This is a genomic window from Tolypothrix sp. PCC 7712, assembly GCF_025860405.1.
Lineage (GTDB): Bacteria > Cyanobacteriota > Cyanobacteriia > Cyanobacteriales > Nostocaceae > Aulosira > Aulosira diplosiphon.
Window position 1 is genome coordinate 8,573,680 of record NZ_CP063785.1, and the last position, 14,820, is coordinate 8,588,499.

The following is a 14,820-nucleotide window of genomic DNA, read 5'->3' on the forward strand; positions in this document are numbered from 1 at the left end:
TAGTAATGCTCTGCAATAAAAATCGGTACGTAGTCTCGGCTAAAAATTCGCCCATCTCGCAATTGTAGTTCTTCATTTGTCACAGTTTGTTGATGCAGCAAAATTTCTGCCACACGTGTAATGAAGTGTTCTGGTTCAGTAAACAGTTGTTGAGCATCTTGAGCCGCTTTTGAGCAATTAACTCCAGTTAAAACTTCTGGTGGTGCTGCAAAGCCAAACAAGCGGCAGAATTCTTGATTGACTAAGACTATTTTCCCTGATTCATCTTCTACTAAAACCCCAGCCTGTAGATTTTGTATCAGAGCGCTGAGACGTGATGTTGTTGTCTGTAATTGCTGATTAGCAAAAATTAATTCTTGAGTACGCTGTTCAACTCGCTGTTCTAAATGTTGATTCGCTAACAAAAGAGCTTTTTCTGTTCGCTGATGCTCAGTAATGTCGTGAATTACTAAAACTACGCTTGTTTGACTTGGTTCAGCTTGTAAGGTGTTTTCCACCTGGAAGGGAGATGCAGAAATTTCTAAAATTAACTCCTGGGAATCTTTGGCAAATTCATAATAGCCTCGATGCTTAACTTGAGTTGTCAACGCCATCGAGACTGGATGAGCCGCAGTTATCAAATCTTGCCCAGCTTTTTGTAAAGGCAATATATGGGATAGCTGCTTACCTAAAATGGAAATGTTGGGTTGAGCTACCAGGCGAGCAAAAGCTACATTACACCACTCTACTCTGCCCTGGCTATCTGTCCAGACAATCGCTTCATCTACCGTCCCTAGAGCAATCTCCATTTTTCCTAGGGTGGTACGAAGCTGATTAATTTGGTTAGCTAAAGTCTCTTGATTCATATGTACATGACGCAAATTCAATTGCCCATCAAAATTGACTCAAACGCTCATTCAGCCAAGAGTGAGTGTGAATTTAATTGTGCCCAGGTTATTAACTACAATCCCAACTTTTTCGGGCAATTACAGATATTCGGTTAGCTTTCCCAAGAATAGAAATTAGCCACAAAATATGACTAAATTTGTTGTTTTTCAGTCATAATTCAATGCTAAGACTCAATTTATTGATTGTCTTGAGTGAAAGCTTTGAGTTGTCGCTGATAGTTAATCATCTCTGAAATAGCTTTTTCAAAGCGAACGGCGAAGTAGACCAATTCTGCAAAATAAAGCTACACATGCACAGCAGGAGGAGATTTATCAACCAGAATTGAGAAAAATGCTATTAAATCAGATTCTGAAAAAACTATGGGTTTTCCAGCAGACGCGTCAATTTTCCCTAGATTTGTAATTTATAGCACATTAAAACTAGTATGTTACTGAAAAATACTGACAATCTAGCTTTTCATGTGCCTGCTTTGCTAGAGACTGCAGTAGGGGTAAATGTCTTTCCTAACTAGCTGAAAATCTTAGTGATCGCCTGTGCATACCAAGGCAAAGTAGCAGGGTAAAGGGCAAAGGTTTTTGTCCCTTACCCTTTTCCCTTTCACCTTTCCCCAACCTCCACCTCACATTTTTAGGTTGGCAGACTACTAGTACAACAAGGCAAAAGTAAAAAGTGAGCCAGTGCGGTGGACGGGTTCCCAAGGCACTCCGTTGGGCGGCTTTGCCGACTTGAAGGAAGTGCCGTCGGCATAAAGCAACTGGCGAACTCCGCAGGAGTCAAAAGTAAAAAGAAAGAATAGTTATAGCACATGCCTTTTGGCAATTACAGATGGTCTGTTGATTTACGCCGACTTGTACTAGCAACCAAAAAGGTGATGAAACCTTGGTAAAAAATTGATAAAGTTACATGACAAGTACAGGCTGAGATTGATTTAGTTGTCTTGAAAGTCTGAAAATTATGGAAACACAAAATCAAGATTCAGCTTCAATGTGTTAATTAAATCAGGATTTATTCTTAGTGCTGTTGTTATCTAAACTTAATTGATAACAAAACTTAAACAAATTATCCCAGCTGGTAATGATGATTCTTTAAAGGTAAACAATGGTAATATTAGTTGTCGTAATTAATACTTTAATATCGCTGATATTACTCTGTGTGGCTTGGCGTGTATGGCAGCTAAAACAAGAGATTGGAATGATAGCAGATAGATTTACCCATTATGAACGCTGTAGCCATGCTGTACTTTATACAGCACCAGAAAAAATCTCTGCTGCCCAGCAAAATATTTATCACTTGCGACAGGGAAATCAAAGGCTAGAAGAGCAAATCCAGCAAGTGCGGCAAATTGTCAGTCTCTTGTTTCTTGGAAGACAAGTTTGGCGGCGCTCTTTTTCCAGGCTAGGTTCTACAAATGGTAAGAAAACAATCACAAAATTAAGGTAGAGCCAGAAAAACTCTCTTCTTTAGCCCCAAACTTCTAACCCCAGCGCCCCCATTCAAAGGTAAAGCAACATTTCTGCGGCACATATAGTCGCTGCAAGTTTAAATAATAAAAATTGCTTGAGTCTTGCAACAGGAGAAAACCCACCTAAAATGGGTGTAGGGAGAGAAACAATATCACAATGTCTAACAAGCGTTCTGGAGTATTTTTTGGCGGTTTGATGCTAGGGGCAACTATCGGGGCCTTGACAGGTTTGCTCGTCGCTCCACGCACAGGGCGCGAAACGCGTAAACTATTAAAAAAATCTGCCGATGCTTTACCAGAATTGGCAGAAGATTTATCAACCAGCGTGCAGATCCAAGCAGATCGTCTCTCTGCCAATGCACTACGTAATTGGGATGAAACTTTAGACCGACTACGGGAAGCGATCGCCGCAGGTCTTGATGCTAGTAACAGAGAAAGTCAACTCTCAAAGCGGCAAAACGCCGTCGAAAACAGCAGGGCTGATTCTGAACCCGAGGAAGACTCAGATTCTCTTGCCCAGCAACTAGAACGTTCATAGATAGAATAACCGTGATCGATCCCCTGTTTTGGCTGGGACTGTCCATACTCTTAGTCGCCGCTAGTCTGACTGCTGTTTTAGTGGCGGCTATACCGGCTTTGCAGGAAGTAGCACGTGCAGCGCGCAGTGCAGAAAAGCTATTTGATACTCTTTCGCGAGAGTTACCACCTACTCTCAATGCGATTCGTGCCACAGGCTTAGAAATTACTGATTTAACCGATGATGTCAGCGAAGGCGTGAAAAGCGCAGGTCAAGTGGTTAAACAAGTTGATCAAAGCTTAGAAACTGCTAGAAAGCAGGCTCAAAACATTCAAGTAGGCACACGCAGTCTTGTTGTGGGTGTAAAAACCGCCTGGAAAACCTTCACACGTCAAAAACCTGCGAAGCGATCGCTTGATCGTCTGCCAAATCCTGATAAAACATCCCTCCCATCACGAGAACGAGAAGCACTCAGACCAGAAAATCGCCGCGCCAAATCAGAAGTTTACCGCAGTAATGACGGTTACAGCGAAGCTCCTGGTTGGGAAGCTAGTTTTGATGATGAGGAGTAGTTGGGGACTGGGGACTGGGGACTGGGGACTGGGGAACTCGGGGCCCCCTCTGGGGATAAGGGGTAATGGGGACTGGGGATTGGGGACTGGGGACTGGGGAACTCGGGGCCCCCTCTGGGGATAAGGGGTAATGGGGACTGGGAAAAAGCAGGAGGCAGGGAGAGGGAGTAGGGGGAGCAATAATTAATGACAAACACCAAACACCCAACACCAATTACCGATTACCAATTACCCATGCCCAATGCCCAATGCCCAATGCCCAATGCCCAATGCCCAATGCCCAATGCCCCATGCCCCATGCCCAATGCCCCATGCCCCATGCCCAATGCCCAATGCCCTCCACCAAGTTTTGCTGCGATCGTTATAGCTTTGATCCCTAAGATTAGAGTAAAGTAAACAAGTGTAAAGAAGTATCACTTTTCCCGTACCTTTTAAAACAACTTGTTCACTTTTACCTTTGATATTTGTATAAAAACGTCCATGCAGTCTTGTTTTTGGCGACGATTTCTATTATCTATTGCTGCATTTTTCTTGGCTGGGTCAATTTGGGTGATGCATTCTCCCCCAGCGCTGGCTTATGACAATCCGGATCTGCTTCCTAAGGAAGCAACCCCAGTTGTAGACTTAGCCAAATCGCTTACGGATGTACAAGAAGAAAAGCTTGTTCACGATTTAGAGCAGTTTGAAACTGATACTGGTTGGAAACTGCGAGTATTGACTCAATATGACCGTACACCAGGCCGAGCAGTAATCAATTTTTGGGGTTTGGATGATAAAAGCATTCTGCTAGTTGCTGATGCTCGTGGTGGTAATATCCTCAGCTTTAGCGTTGGCGATGCAGTTTATGAGCTTTTACCCCGAACTTTTTGGATAGAACTACAAACACGCTTTGGCAATTTGTACTTTGTACGAGAACAAGGTGAAGACCAAGCTATTCTGCAGGCTTTAGATTCCGTTAAGGGTTGTTTACTTCAAGGTGGGTGCAAAGTTGTTCCCGGATTACCCCGGGAACAGTGGATTCTCACTTTGATTACCTCAGTTATCGGTGGAGTGGTTTGTGGATTTGCTGCTCAACCTCAGCGTGAGGGACAAATTTTTGCTTGGCAATGGGCTTTAATTTTCTCGCCTTTGTGGGGAATTTTGTTTATTGCCTTCGGGATTGGGCCTGTAGTGACACGTACTAGCGACTGGTTACCGCTATTTCGTAATATTGCTGGATTTTTGATTGGCGCTTTGGTTGCCTATCTATCTCCAATTTTCAATCGTTCTTCTTCTAATGCTGAATCTTAAGGAGAATCAGAAAACATCTAAAAACTAAAGTATCCAATATTTCTTAGGTAGGGTGCGTTAACATCAAAGCGTTCATCGTCAAGCACTATCTTGATTTTACGGCGGTGCGCGATCGCTTCCGCCACAACGCACACTACTAGATATTGGGTAGTTATGAATTGGCGGTGCTGGATGACTCAGTACTCGGAAAGCTCTGAAGCTGATAAGCTGAAAGCTGAGATCTCAGAGCTATATGGAAATGGAATGGCACGTAACTGATGCTCAAAGTTTGGCAATAATTGATAGTGAAATTGGCGATCATGTCTTTTCACCAGCGGAATATGAGATTATTCGGCGAGTTATTTACGCGACAGCCGACTTTGAGTATAAGTCTTTAATTTGGTTTTCTGAACATGCTTTGCAATCTGGCGCAGCAGCTTTAGCAGCACGTACCACGATTGTGGTAGATGTACCTTTGGTACAAGTAGGTATTAGCTACGATATCCAAAATACCTTTGCTAATCCGGTATATTGTAGTTTTGAAACAGCCACACGCCCGCAAACAGAAAAGACTCGGGTAGCTTGGGGAATAGAAACCCTAGCAAGGCGCTATCCAGAAGGTATTTTTATAGTTGGTCAATCGCAAACAGCACTAACAGCACTGATGGATCTAATCGAGACTGAGGAAATTCGCCCTGCTTTGGTAATTGCAACACCAGTGAGATTTTTGAATGTAGATGCGGCTAAAGAACGCTTACAAGAGGCTTTAGTTCCCCACATTACAATCGAAGGGCGCAAAGGTAATGCAGTGGTAGCAGCTGCGATTGTCGATGGCTTGGTAGACTTAGCTTGGCAAGCTTACGGGCAAGATGGGAATAGGGGAAGGGGAAAGGGTAATGGGTAATGGGTAATTGGTAATGGGTAATTGGTAATAATAAAAAATAACTGAAATACTAAGAACTCAGCACTCAGCACTTAATAATCGTAATCGTCGTCGTATCTCTCTTCTTCTTGACGGCGACGGCGACGCGGTCTGTCATTTGGGTCGTCACGCAAGCGGCTGCTGGTTTCGCTAAAGAAATCTTGTCGTACAAAGGGATAATCGCTTACCCACAAGTTACGGCTGGGAATGTAAATATCGCTGAACTCTTCAATTCTTCCTAAATCTCGGCGATTTGACATGACTATCATTTCGGCAATTAGACCACGTGTAATCACTTTGTAAGCAGGTTTGAGTGGTGCATTAAATTCAATGCTAAATCCTGTGTCATCTCCGACTTCTAAGTTAATTCGCTTTTCGCGGTTTTCTACAATTACTAATTCCCCTTTGCTATTAACAGTTTCCTGCTTACCGATTAACTGGTCTGTAATCCACCAATCAAGTATGCGACCCCGGAAAAAGCCACTGTATTTGTAACGGCGACATTGTACATTTCGCACACTAGCCTGAAAGACGGGATACCAAAGCCAGAAAAATGCGCCAATGATGCCTAGAAGAAATACTATTAAATCCAATTCAATCCTAAAAAAGACTTTAACCAGCAAAATCACAACTACAGCAACTACAGAAATTAATAGCCTCTGTATGAAGTTAGAAAACTTTCCCCAGTAGTACTTGTATTGCAGCCCACTGGCAATTAAGGGAATTATTTGTTCAAATTTCTGTCGAGTCAGTGGAACTAACATGAGTTGTGAATTTCTGGGGGAATGGGGAATGGGGAATGGGGAACTCGGGGCCCCCTCTGGGGATAAGGGGGAATGGGGAATGGGGAATGGGGAATGGGGAATGGGGAATGGGGAATGGGGAGAAATAATAATGACAAACACCAAACACCCAACACCAATTACCGATTACCAATTACCGATTACCAATGCCCAATGCCCCATAATGTTGAAGTTTATATTATCTTTTCTAATCCATATACTAACGACTTTAGCTGTAAGACTTTGCGAATTGCTAGTAGTACTCCTGGCATATAACAAGCGCGATCGCTTGTATCATGTCGTAAGGTATAAATTTGCCCAGCTGCGCCAAAAATCACTTCCTGGTGGGCTATTAGTCCCGGCAAGCGCACGCTATGAATGCGAATGCCTTCTTCTGCTAAACTACCTCTGGCTCCTGCTACTTTTTCCGTTTCTTCGACAATAGCAGGGTTAAAAGTTTTACCTAGTTCTCCTAGCAATTGTGCGGTTTTGATTGCTGTTCCGCTAGGTGCATCGGCTTTTTGATTATGATGTAGTTCGATAATTTCTACATGATCGAAATATTGCGAGGCGGCGATCGCTGCTTGTTGTAGCAGTACCATACCTATGGAAAAGTTAGGAATAATCAGACAACCAGTGCTAGCTTTTTCAGCAAAGTCAGCTAAGTCTTGAATTTGTTCTACGCTTAAGCCAGTCGTACCCACAACTGGACGAATACCATAGGCGATCGCACTCCGAATATTGTCATAAACTGAATCGGGATGGGTAAAATCTACTATTACTCCTGGCGGCCCTTGTCTGTCGCCAGCTACGTACCCCAGCATTGGTTCTAATTGATTGGTAATTGGCACTTCTAGGGGTTCGCTTAAACCCGCCAACTCTCCAGCATCTTTACCCTGATGTTCAGGACTGCTGTCTATTGCACCGACTAAATTTAAGTCGGATGCTTGCGCCACAGCTTTCACTACCTCGCGGCCCATTTTGCCAGCAGCACCGTTGACAATAACAGGGATAGGAGCTTGATTCGTCATAAGTTGAGCAAAAGTTTTGTAACTAACAAAGGAATTGTAGAGACTTTGGTGATCTTGTAGCTAGTGCTGCACGGAACTCAACAGTCAAAAACTATTACAAGGTATAGGTAAAGTCTTCTACAAGCATTCCCGGAACTAAACCACCTCCAAGTTCGCGGCTTTCGTATGTTCCAACGTCAGGAATAAATTCTTGGAAATTGGTAAAATCGACTAAGTTATCTCCCCAAAAGCGATATAGGCTTTCATCAAAACGCAAGTTTTCTATGGGGGCGATAATTTCTCCGTTTTCTACCCAAAAACAGGCATAACGGGTCATCCCTGTGATTCTACCATTGGGGCGATCGCTCCAATTTAAGTAATGCAAGTTAGATACATATAAGCCTGTATCTAATTGTGGTATAATCTCTGCAAATTCTAAATTTCCTGGTGTTATTTCTGGTGCGCGTAAAGTTTCTGAACTATTAGCACCATTGGCAGTTTTTTGATATTCTTTAGCAGTTCGTGAGTTAATTAAGGTATTAACTAAAATTCCTTTTTCAATTATCGGTAACTCTGGATCTGCCATTTCTCCCCAAGCGTTAAATCTTGGGACTAACCCCAGTTGAAAGTTTTCTTTTAAGTTAAATTTTGGGGATAGGACTTTATCTTTGCGAGACAAAATAGCTAAAGCACTGTTACCTTGTTGCAAATCTGCTTCACTCACAGCACCCCAAGAAAGCATCATTGATAAATCAGCAACTGCTGCAGGTGCGAAGTAAGTTTTATATTGTCCTCGCGGTAATTCTTTAGGAGTAACAGCAAGTAATTCTAATTGTTGTTTATCTTGGCTAATTTTTTGCATATAAGCCGATTCATCCCAATTACTACCTGCAAAAGTACCTTTAACTGCTTGTCCTGTGGGAGTAAATAAAGAATAATCTAGGGTGAAAGTATCTGTGGCAAACCAATGTTTTTGTCCTTGGGAATCGCCGTAACCTTTAATGACCACTCCGCCAGCATATATACCAGTAAAATCTAATTCTGCCAATATTTGGACAATTGCAGGTACTACCTCATCAATGTCCAATAATTTTCCAGAATGAATTTCTCTACTGATGTTGTTTCCTGTTGGTAAAACTAAATATGGATCGATAGGTAATAATCCTATTTCTTGACGCAGTTCCTGTAGAGATTGATATGCTGTTTGCCAATCAATTTCCCAATTTCCTGTAAAGGGAAATTGCCGAAAACTGCTGCGTTGATTCTCCATCAATGTTAATTCAATCCAACCATCAGCGACATGACCAGTTTGCCGCACTTTGGCATGGTTAAATCTAGTGAATTGGCTTCTTTCACTGCTAAGTTTGACAGTGAATTCTTCAGTAGATTTTTTTTTGATAATTAATGTTTCAATTAGTTGATTAAAGCTGGTCTCTAAAGCCGCGAGATCATCAATTTTCATGGGAACTCAAGTAAATTGAAAAAAATATTGCTCAGAAATAGGATGCGTTATTAACGCATCCTACATTTCAACTACCACCGCCAAATACTTCAACATTCGCAAATAGACACACGGGGGAACCATGACCTACCCAAATTGCCTGATTTGGTTCACCTTTACCGCAGAAAGGTGTACCATACATTTGCCAATTTGAAGAATTACCTACTTTAGTTAAACTTTGCCAAAATTCTGGAGTTGTGGCGCGGTAGTTGGGGTTACGTAAGGTTTTGGTAAGTTTGCCGTTCTCAATTAATTTGGCATACTCACATCCAAATTGAAATTTATAACGGCGATCGTCTATTGACCAAGAACGGTTAGATTCCATGTAAACGCCAAGTTCTATGTCAGAAATAATTTCCGCAAAGGTGGCGTTTCCTGGTTCTAAATTTAAGTTAGCCATGCGATCGATTGGGGGACGATTCCATGAGGAAGCACGTGCACAAGCTACACCTGCTACACCTGCTCTGGCTTGGCTTTCTAGGCTACCTAAACCTCGTTGTAGTACGCCTTCTTTAATTACATATTCGCGTGTCGCTACAACACCAGTATCATCAAAGCCATAGCTAGCAAATTCACCAGGAACGGTGGGGTCAAAGGTAATATTCATGAGTGGCGAACCATAAACTAGGTTGCCAAAATCATTCTTAGTAACAAAGCTACCACCAGCGTAGTTACGCTCATCACCTAAAATCCGGTCAATTTCTAGAGGATGCCCGACACTTTCATGAATTTGTAGCATCATTTGATCGGGTGCTAATACTAAATTGGTGCGGGTGGTAGGACATTCCTCGGCGGTTAATAGTTCAACAGCTTGTTCACCAACTTGCCGGACTTGCTGCCATAAGGTATCTCTTTTTAATAATTCCAGTCCGCCTTGGTAACAGTTAGCGTGGGAGCCGTTGTTTGTACGCTGCTGGACGATCGCACCATCTTGGGCAGTAGCACCGTAATGATTACCAAAAGAAATAAACTTCTGATACACTTGGGAGCCATTGCTACTGACAAACCAGCTTTCTTTCTCGCTGCTGGTAATGCTAGCTGTAGCCTGGACTATTTTGTCACTGACTTTGAGGGTTTGGCAAATCCGCACCAGCAAATCGTTAATTTCACCAGGACAGAGACTATCCAACGGTTCCAAAAATGGTGAGTTATATTCCCCAACTACCTTGGGACGTTCAGTGACACGAAAATCATAGATGCGCCATTCACTAGCTACAAGTGCCTGTTTATACGCAATTTCCGCCGCAGCTTGTAAGCTAGCCAGGTCTAGAGAATTGGTAGCTGCATAACCCAAGCAGCCATTAACCAAGACTTCCAGCATTGCCCCCATTGTGGAGTATTTGCCATTAGCTTGGGGTAAACCATCACGAACATGGCGGTTAGAGGAAGTTTCTTTAACCACTCTAATACCGACCCAATCAGCAGGGACATTAATATGCGCGATCGCTTTTGTTAATTCTGACCACATAGGATTAGGGATTGGGGACTGGGGAACTCGGGGCCCCCTCTGGGGATAAGGGGTAATGGGGATTGGGGATTGGGGACTGGGATGCGATCGCTTTGATTTTGCTACAGTTCTTCAGCGACATCAGATTACACTGTCCAATCCTCTATAACTAGGTTGGGAATTTGAGAAAAGTCCTGATAATTACGTGTCACCATAATATTGTTTGTAGACAGAGCAATTGAGGCAATACGCAGGTCTTTGTTCAGTCTTTTCTTGTTGAGTTTTGGGTGTTGCTGCAACAGACTTTGATAACAAGTATTGGCGGCTTCATCAAAGTTCAAAATCACCACACTCTTGAAATAATCTGTTGTTTGCCAAAGCTTTGTGTAGACTCTCACCAAGTTATCAGCTTGAGAGGGATCGTTAAGCTTACCCATCCAACCGTTGAATATCTCTTGAACTGTAATAATCGTTATCGCTACAGAGGATGTTTGAACAACTTTTGTGATGACTGTGCGATCGCCTTCCAGGAACAGCGATACATGATCGGTATCAAGTATCCATCTGCTCATAAAGTATTGGGTGAAGATTCCTGTGCTGTTTCTTGCCTTTCTTCTCTAATTTCCTTGGTAATTTCAGCAAATAGGGGTTCATCTTGGAACATACCAGCAAATTTCATCCACGGATGAGGATTTTCGGGCAGTTGCATTTTTAAAGAAACAATTTCTGCTTTAGCCAGACGTTCTGAAAGTAGTTGACGGACTCCATCTAATGCTTGTTGGCGGGTGTCGGCTGTAATTCGACAGTCGGGAATTTCTAGTACGATCGCAGTTTCTTTGCCAGTTGTATCTTTTTCCAAAAGAATATTTAAGTCTAAGGTATGTGCTGATTGGGCAGACATATTGTTTTCAATCCTACAGTTTCTGATTGAGCATCTAACATCTTGATTGAATTGTTAGCTTCTATGCCAACGAGTACCATCCTTACTATCAATTAGAGTAATACCTTGGGCTTGCAGTTCATTGCGAATGCGATCGCCTTCGGCAAAATTCTTGGCTTTTCTGGCTGCTTGGCGTTGTGCAATTAAATCTTCAATTTCGGCATCGCTTAATCCATTACTCGCTGGCTTTTCTTCTTCTGGCTTGGCTTCTAAACCTAAGACTCCAGCTAAGGTAACAAGTGTTTGCCATTGTTGACGCAATTCTTCAGATGGTGTTGCAGTTTTGCCTTCATGGACAATAATATTTCCCTCGCGCCGCAGTTCTTTGGCTAATTCAAATATCACTGCTAACCCACCAGGAAAATTGAAGTCATCGTCTACAGCTTCTTTAAATCGCTGCACAAAGGGATTAGCTTCGGAAATATCCCCTTTCCCCTTTTCCCATTCCCCATTTCCCAACTTTTCCCCATACTCATAACCAAACAGCAATCCTTCCTTCAATGTGTGCCAGCCGTTGGTGGCGGCGGCGATCGCTTCGTCGGTAAAATCTATGGGTTTGCGATATTGGGCTTGCAGGACAAATAACCGCACCGCCATTGGTTCCACTCCTCGATCCAGGAGGTCGCGAATGGTGGTAAAGTTGCCCAAAGTCTTGGACATTTTTTCGCCATCTACCTTTACCATGCCGTTGTGCAGCCAGTAACGAGATAAAGGTTTGCCTGTTACGGCTTCTGATTGGGCAATTTCGTTTTCGTGGTGGGGGAAAATTAAGTCAGCACCACCAGCATGAATATCTATGGTATCGCCCAGGCGATCGCGCACCATTGCGGAACATTCTATATGCCAGCCGGGACGACCTGCACCCCAAGGTGATTGCCAGGATGGTTCGCCGGGTTTTGCGGCTTTCCACAAAGCAAAATCAAAGGGGTCTTTCTTTTTTTGGTATTCGGCATCTTCTATATTGACGCGATCGCTAGCACCAGCTTGCATATCTTCTAGCTTGCGCCCAGAAAGCTTACCATAATCGGTAAATTGCCTTACAGCATAGTAAACATCGCCATCGGCGGGGTAAGCATAGCCTTGATTTTCTAAATCATGAATTAGCCGTTGAATCCCGTTCATTGTATGGGTAGCGCGGGGATACTCATCAGCTTCTTTGATTCCCAGCCTCGCCATATCCTCAAAATAGGCTTTAATATAGCGTTCCGCTACCGCTTCCATTGATGAGCGTTCTTCTCTGGCTCGGTTTAAAATCTTGTCATCAATATCAGTAAAATTTTGGATGTAGCGAACTTCATAGCCGCTAAACTGGAGATATCGGCGTACTACATCCCAAACAATACAAGCTCTAGCATGACCCAAATGGCAGTAGTCGTATACCGTCACCCCGCAGTAATACATCTTAACCTGGCCTGGTTCTACTGTTTCAAAGGGTTCCTGACGACGGGTGAGGGTATTGTAAAGGGTTAGGGTCATAAGCTATTCAAAATTCTCAATTCGCAATTCAAAATGGTAAAACCTAGTTCTGCCAATCATCCTGGCTACTTATGTCTATTCAACAGCAAGCAAGGGCAAGTTAACACAGTAATTTGGCAATAAGTAGATACGTAATAATAGGGTAAAGCACTTGGGATGATAGTCCAGCATCCCTATCCTAGTGTTTTCTATACTATCTGCGCTACACTTCTAAATTTTTGAATTTTTTGTATTTGATTACAGCGCTATGCAATCAGCAGTTACTCCCGAATCTCAAGCAATGGATGCTCCGAAACAAGGCATCCCTGTAACCATTATTACAGGTTTCCTCGGTAGTGGTAAGACAACTTTACTGAATCATATTTTGACTAATCAGCAGGGTTTAAAAACGGCTGTTTTAGTCAATGAATTTGGTGAAATTGGCATCGATAACGAATTAATTGTGTCCACCGAAGAAAACATGGTGGAATTAAGTAATGGTTGTATTTGTTGCACAATTAATAGTGATTTAGTTGATGCAGTTTATAAAGTTCTAGAGCGAGAAGAAAAGTTAGATTATTTAGTTGTTGAAACAACTGGACTAGCAGATCCATTACCAGTAGCTTTAACATTTCTCGGTACAGAGTTACGGGATTTGACTAGATTAGATTCAATTATTACCGTAGTAGACGCGGCAAATTATAGCCTAGATTTATTTAATTCTCAGGCAGCATATAGTCAAATTGCCTATGGTGATGTCATTATTCTCAATAAAGCAGATTTAGTTGATGAAACTGCTTTAAATGAATTAGAAAGAAAAATTGGGGAAGTTAGAGAAGGGGCAAGAATTCTCCGGACTACACGTTCCGAAGTTCCACTTCCCTTAATTTTGAGTGTTGGTCTGTTTGAGTCTGACAAGTATTTTGACACTGTAGAAGATGAACATGATCATCACGACCATGAGCATCATGACCACGACCACGACCACGATCATGACCATTCGACTTGCGGTCATGACCATCACGACCACGATCACGACCATTCTACCTGTGGTCATGACCATCACGATCATGACCATGAACATGAGCATCATCACCATCATTCCGACCACTTAGAAAATGATGGTTTTAGCTCCATATCTTTCCAAAGTGATAAGCCTTTATCTATTAGGAAATTCCAATATTTCTTAGATAATCAGCTACCCACTAATGTCTTTCGTGCTAAGGGAATTATGTGGTTTGAGGAAAGCCCCAAACGCCATATTTTCCACTTGTGCGGTAAGCGTTTCACAATGGATGATGATGAATGGAAAGGTCAACCTAAAAACCAACTAGTTTTGATTGGTCAAAACTTAGATACCGATACTTTGCTGAGTCAACTAGAAAAGTGTCTTTGTATTCCTTCTGTGAGCCGGGGTAAGGGATTTGGAAAATAATAAAATCTGAAGAGTGAAATATGAAGGATGAAGTAATTTAATAATATTAATTGCTTCATCCTTCTTCTTTTCTATGCGCTTAATCATCCAGCGAGTGAAATCATCTCAAGTTACTGTTAACGGTGAAATTGTTGGCAAAATTGGTCGTGGGCTAAACTTACTTGTAGGTATTGCCAATACTGATACCGATGCTGAACTCGACTGGATGGTACGCAAATGTTTGGAATTGCGGTTGTTTCCTGATGAAGCAGGAGGCGACCGTTGGCAAAAATCTGTACAAGAAATTGGCGGTGAGTTGCTAGTAGTCAGCCAATTTACACTTTATGGTGATTGTCGCAAAGGTCGCCGTCCCTCCTTTGACCGTTCGGCTGTCCCTCCATTAGCCAAAGATTTATATGAAAAATTTGTTACCAAATTACGCACCAGTGGTTTAAAAGTAGAAACTGGTGAATTTGGTGCCATGATGCAAGTTGCTATCGAAAATGACGGGCCTGTAACTTTAATACTTGAGCGAGAAGCGAATTAAGTATTTATCGGTAAATAAAGAAGTTCGGTAATAGCTAGATTGCTTAGTTCTAAAATGATGAGAGAATATTAAATTAAACATTACAAAACTTTAA

General features: G+C 42.4%; 16 protein-coding genes and 1 pseudogene. 9 read left to right on the forward strand and 8 right to left on the reverse strand.

From position 1 onward, the window contains the following. Positions 1-2: 2 nt before the first annotated feature. A pseudogene (locus HGR01_RS34900) lies at positions 3-845 on the reverse strand (PAS domain-containing protein); the annotation flags it as partial. 1,141 nt (positions 846-1,986) lie between these two features. On the opposite strand from HGR01_RS34900, the gene HGR01_RS34905 reads away from it, so the two are divergent. From HGR01_RS34905 to HGR01_RS34930, 6 genes are all read left to right on the forward strand, one after another. Then, positions 1,987-2,328, forward strand: coding sequence for a hypothetical protein (locus HGR01_RS34905; RefSeq protein ID WP_045873343.1), 342 nt, complete (start codon positions 1,987-1,989; stop codon positions 2,326-2,328). Between the two features lie 179 nt (positions 2,329-2,507). After that, positions 2,508-2,888, forward strand: coding sequence for a YtxH domain-containing protein (locus HGR01_RS34910; protein ID WP_045873344.1), 381 nt, complete (start codon positions 2,508-2,510; stop codon positions 2,886-2,888). 11 nt (positions 2,889-2,899) lie between these two features. Beyond that, positions 2,900-3,439, forward strand: coding sequence for a hypothetical protein (locus HGR01_RS34915; RefSeq protein WP_045873345.1), 540 nt, complete (start codon positions 2,900-2,902; stop codon positions 3,437-3,439). Positions 3,440-3,625: 186 nt separating this feature from the next. After that, positions 3,626-3,835 carry a hypothetical protein gene (locus tag HGR01_RS34920; RefSeq protein ID WP_155539549.1) on the forward strand — a complete coding sequence of 70 codons (210 nt, stop codon included), beginning with the start codon at positions 3,626-3,628 and terminating at the stop codon, positions 3,833-3,835. A gap of 84 nt (positions 3,836-3,919) precedes the next feature. Then, a complete protein-coding gene (locus HGR01_RS34925) occupies positions 3,920-4,729 on the forward strand; it encodes a TPM domain-containing protein (RefSeq protein ID WP_045873346.1) in 810 nt (269 codons plus the stop codon). 238 nt (positions 4,730-4,967) lie between these two features. Further along, positions 4,968-5,612, forward strand: a complete 645-nt coding sequence (locus HGR01_RS34930) for a precorrin-8X methylmutase (protein WP_045873454.1) — start codon at positions 4,968-4,970, stop codon at positions 5,610-5,612. A 71-nt stretch (positions 5,613-5,683) separates the two neighbouring features. Here HGR01_RS34930 and HGR01_RS34935 read toward each other — a convergent pair whose 3' ends face one another. Further along, positions 5,684-6,394: a hypothetical protein gene (locus HGR01_RS34935; protein ID WP_045873347.1), complete on the reverse strand. Its 711-nt coding sequence runs from the start codon at positions 6,392-6,394 to the stop codon at positions 5,684-5,686. 72 nt (positions 6,395-6,466) lie between these two features. On the opposite strand from HGR01_RS34935, the gene HGR01_RS34940 reads away from it, so the two are divergent. After that, positions 6,467-6,688, forward strand: a complete 222-nt coding sequence (locus tag HGR01_RS34940) for a hypothetical protein (RefSeq protein WP_168161030.1) — start codon at positions 6,467-6,469, stop codon at positions 6,686-6,688. On the opposite strand, the gene dapB is transcribed toward HGR01_RS34940, so the two are convergent. The 6 genes from dapB to cysS form a co-directional block, all read right to left on the reverse strand. Continuing rightward, positions 6,607-7,443, reverse strand: coding sequence for a 4-hydroxy-tetrahydrodipicolinate reductase (gene dapB, locus HGR01_RS34945; RefSeq protein ID WP_045873348.1), 837 nt, complete (start codon positions 7,441-7,443; stop codon positions 6,607-6,609). The genes HGR01_RS34940 and dapB overlap by 82 nt on opposite strands. Positions 7,444-7,537: 94 nt before the next feature. Next, the gene (locus tag HGR01_RS34950; RefSeq protein ID WP_045873349.1) at positions 7,538-8,884 is read right to left on the reverse strand and encodes a TldD/PmbA family protein; all 1,347 of its coding nucleotides are present in this window, start codon (positions 8,882-8,884) and stop codon (positions 7,538-7,540) included. Positions 8,885-8,951: 67 nt separating this feature from the next. Then, positions 8,952-10,391, reverse strand: a complete 1,440-nt coding sequence (locus HGR01_RS34955; RefSeq protein ID WP_045873350.1) for a TldD/PmbA family protein — start codon at positions 10,389-10,391, stop codon at positions 8,952-8,954. A gap of 125 nt (positions 10,392-10,516) precedes the next feature. Beyond that, a complete protein-coding gene (locus tag HGR01_RS34960; RefSeq protein ID WP_045873351.1) occupies positions 10,517-10,942 on the reverse strand; it encodes a type II toxin-antitoxin system VapC family toxin in 426 nt (141 codons plus the stop codon). Further along, positions 10,939-11,271, reverse strand: a complete 333-nt coding sequence (locus HGR01_RS34965) for a hypothetical protein (protein ID WP_045873352.1) — start codon at positions 11,269-11,271, stop codon at positions 10,939-10,941. The genes HGR01_RS34960 and HGR01_RS34965 overlap by 4 nt, the downstream gene beginning before the upstream one ends. Before the next feature lie 54 nt (positions 11,272-11,325). After that, positions 11,326-12,786: a cysteine--tRNA ligase gene (gene cysS, locus HGR01_RS34970; protein WP_045873353.1), complete on the reverse strand. Its 1,461-nt coding sequence runs from the start codon at positions 12,784-12,786 to the stop codon at positions 11,326-11,328. Between the two features lie 247 nt (positions 12,787-13,033). Between cysS and HGR01_RS34975 the strand changes: the two genes are divergently transcribed. Together HGR01_RS34975 and dtd are read left to right on the forward strand one after the other, a co-directional pair. Next, complete coding sequence (locus HGR01_RS34975; RefSeq protein ID WP_045873354.1) at positions 13,034-14,200, forward strand: CobW family GTP-binding protein; 1,167 nt, start codon at positions 13,034-13,036, stop codon at positions 14,198-14,200. Between the two features lie 73 nt (positions 14,201-14,273). Further along, positions 14,274-14,726, forward strand: coding sequence for a D-aminoacyl-tRNA deacylase (gene dtd, locus HGR01_RS34980; protein WP_045873355.1), 453 nt, complete (start codon positions 14,274-14,276; stop codon positions 14,724-14,726). The last annotated feature ends 94 nt before the right edge of the window (positions 14,727-14,820 follow it).